This window comes from Novosphingobium sp. KN65.2 (genome assembly GCF_001368935.1).
Classification (GTDB): Bacteria; Pseudomonadota; Alphaproteobacteria; order Sphingomonadales; family Sphingomonadaceae; genus Novosphingobium; species Novosphingobium mathurense.
The window spans coordinates 1-1907 of record NZ_CCBH010000115.1 but is presented as its reverse complement, the minus strand read 5'-3'; the positions used below and the strand labels follow the sequence as shown (position 1 = coordinate 1907).

Annotated in this window: 3 protein-coding genes; 1 reads left to right on the top strand and 2 read right to left on the bottom strand. The window is 55.7% G+C overall.

Annotated elements, in window-relative coordinates; all coding sequences use genetic code 11:
* Positions 1 to 467 precede the first annotated feature (467 nt).
* The gene (locus SPHV1_RS04225; protein WP_054944808.1) at positions 468 to 812 is read left to right on the top strand and encodes a hypothetical protein; all 345 of its coding nucleotides are present in this window, start codon (positions 468 to 470) and stop codon (positions 810 to 812) included.
* Between the two features lie 3 nt (positions 813 to 815).
* Here the strand turns inward: SPHV1_RS04225 and SPHV1_RS24850 are convergent, their stop codons facing one another.
* Positions 816 to 1196, bottom strand: a complete 381-nt coding sequence (locus SPHV1_RS24850) for a hypothetical protein (protein WP_156367243.1) — start codon at positions 1194 to 1196, stop codon at positions 816 to 818.
* Positions 1183 to 1653, bottom strand: a complete 471-nt coding sequence (locus SPHV1_RS04215; protein WP_054944806.1) for a Panacea domain-containing protein — start codon at positions 1651 to 1653, stop codon at positions 1183 to 1185. Before SPHV1_RS04215 ends, SPHV1_RS24850 begins: the two co-directional genes overlap by 14 nt.
* Positions 1654 to 1907: the final 254 nt, after the last annotated feature.

Here is a 1907-nt window from a genome sequence, read left to right as displayed (position 1 = left end):
ACCTCCACCGGTTCGAGAAGCTTGGAAATGAAGCGCCTGGTCCGCATGTCTTCACGGTCGATACGGCTATGCCGTCGATGCTCAGACCAGCAGATGGCGGCTACCAAGGTGTAGAATGCCGCGACTACGGCGCCTGTGATAGCGAGGGCGGTCATGCTGCGGCTCCCGTCTGGCGAGCGCGGGCTACGATGGGCGACAGGTGCGATGCGCTGACTTCACCGCAGGTCGCCTCCTCGGCTTTGAGCGCCAACTCAGGCGGCCAATCCGTAGAATCCCGAAGCTGAGAAAGGCGGCTCTTGGAAACCCCCATCTCAGCGGCTAGCGTCGTGAGCGACATGGCGTCATCGCGCTTGAGGTACGTGTCCAGCGTCATACCCAACGGTTTAGACTATCTAAACGCATGCGGCAAGACTGTTTGTTTAGATTGGCGAAACGACAGCGAAACCACGCATTGGTATGATTGCGCCATGGCAGCGCCCCACCATGACTGGTATTTTAAGCATTGGCTTGAGCATCTCGGCGTAAAGCAGGCCGATATCGTAAAGGCGCTGGACTGGAATAAGTCCAAGGCCAGCCTGATGTTCAACGACAAGCAGCGCTATCATCGCGACGACATAAATCAGGTCGCGGACTACCTGCACATTGAGCCGTTCGAATTACTCTTGCCGCCTGAGAGGGCGATGGCCCTTCGTCAATATCGCGCCAGCGCTGAGCAAATCGTGACACTGGCTCATGATGTTGACGAAGCTGTGCAGAATGCGGGCGGGGGAAACATCACCAAAATGGGTAAGCGCACCGGCACCGATGGTTGAGCGCTAGTTGCTCTTCCCGCTGGGGGTGTCGAGATAGGTCTTTCCAGCCAGAGCAATTGCGCCGCCCACGAAACTGCTGAACAGAATGCTGTGAAGCTGCTGGATCTCTTCTGGCGACAACCAGCGACAGCGCTCTGGCAGCAGAATTTGGGCCACATATACGCCCGACATCGCCAGGAACATGAGCGCGCCGAGAATCAGCATGGTCGGGATGATCCACTTCACGGTCTTGTGAATCATCATCGTATTTTCATGACGAGCCTTGCTCAGCTCATCTTGCCGCGACCAGGCGCTTACCTCTGTATCTGCCGTAGAATCTGTTTCCCAACCCTCTAATTCGGGCGTGGGAATGTCAGGAAGTGGCGGCTCGTCAGTTTCCGGCATTCAGCAGGTCTGCGTAGTGCTGGCCGATCTGCGCATCGGGGATTTCTATCCCGTAAATGTCAGGCTGATATGCGCGATCCCATGGTGTGCCCTTCTTGTGCGTCAGGAAAGACAATTGCGCACCGGTCAGATGGCCATATTTTTCAAACACCGCTTCGATAAGCGCCTTGTCTTCCGGCCACATGCCCTCGGACTGGTCGCCACGGAAAAATGACGTGACCGGACTATCAACATGGCTTGAGCCATATCGTTTGAGGCGACGATACAGGCTGGGGATCACTGGGCCATAGCGCCACGCCTCGACCGGCTCATTGATCAAAGGGCGCCGTTCACGCCCAAGCGAAAATCCATGCGCGATGTAGGTGAGCTTATTGAGCTGCATCGGCGTCAGTTTTTTGTCCGCCTTGGCCGCCAAACCTATAATGTAGTTGGCGACAGTCACCGGATTGTAAGCCATCGGTCGCCTCCTTGCTTGAGATGGCCATATAGGGTGCGTCAGAGATTCGGTCAATTTCATCAGAATCTGCATCAAGCAATTCCCATTTTCCTACACGCGCATCTAGCGCCATGCTCGGCGCGGTGATTCGTCCATCGCCTGATAGCTCGAACGAAAGTTTAGATAGACGAAACTTTCTGCTTGCGCATCATGTTTAGCTAGTCTAAACAGTCTCCATCAAGCCGGTGAGCCGCAAGCGCCCCGGCGAAGATGGA

Excerpts from the sequence above, each read along its gene's own strand:
- SPHV1_RS04225 (WP_054944808.1), top strand. The coding sequence starts at position 468 with ATGGCAGCGCCCCACCATGACTGGTATTTTAAGCATTGGCTTGAGCAT.
- SPHV1_RS04215 (WP_054944806.1), bottom strand. The coding sequence starts at position 1,653 with ATGGCTTACAATCCGGTGACTGTCGCCAACTACATTATAGGTTTGGCG.
- SPHV1_RS24850 (WP_156367243.1), bottom strand. The coding sequence starts at position 1,196 with ATGCCGGAAACTGACGAGCCGCCACTTCCTGACATTCCCACGCCCGAA.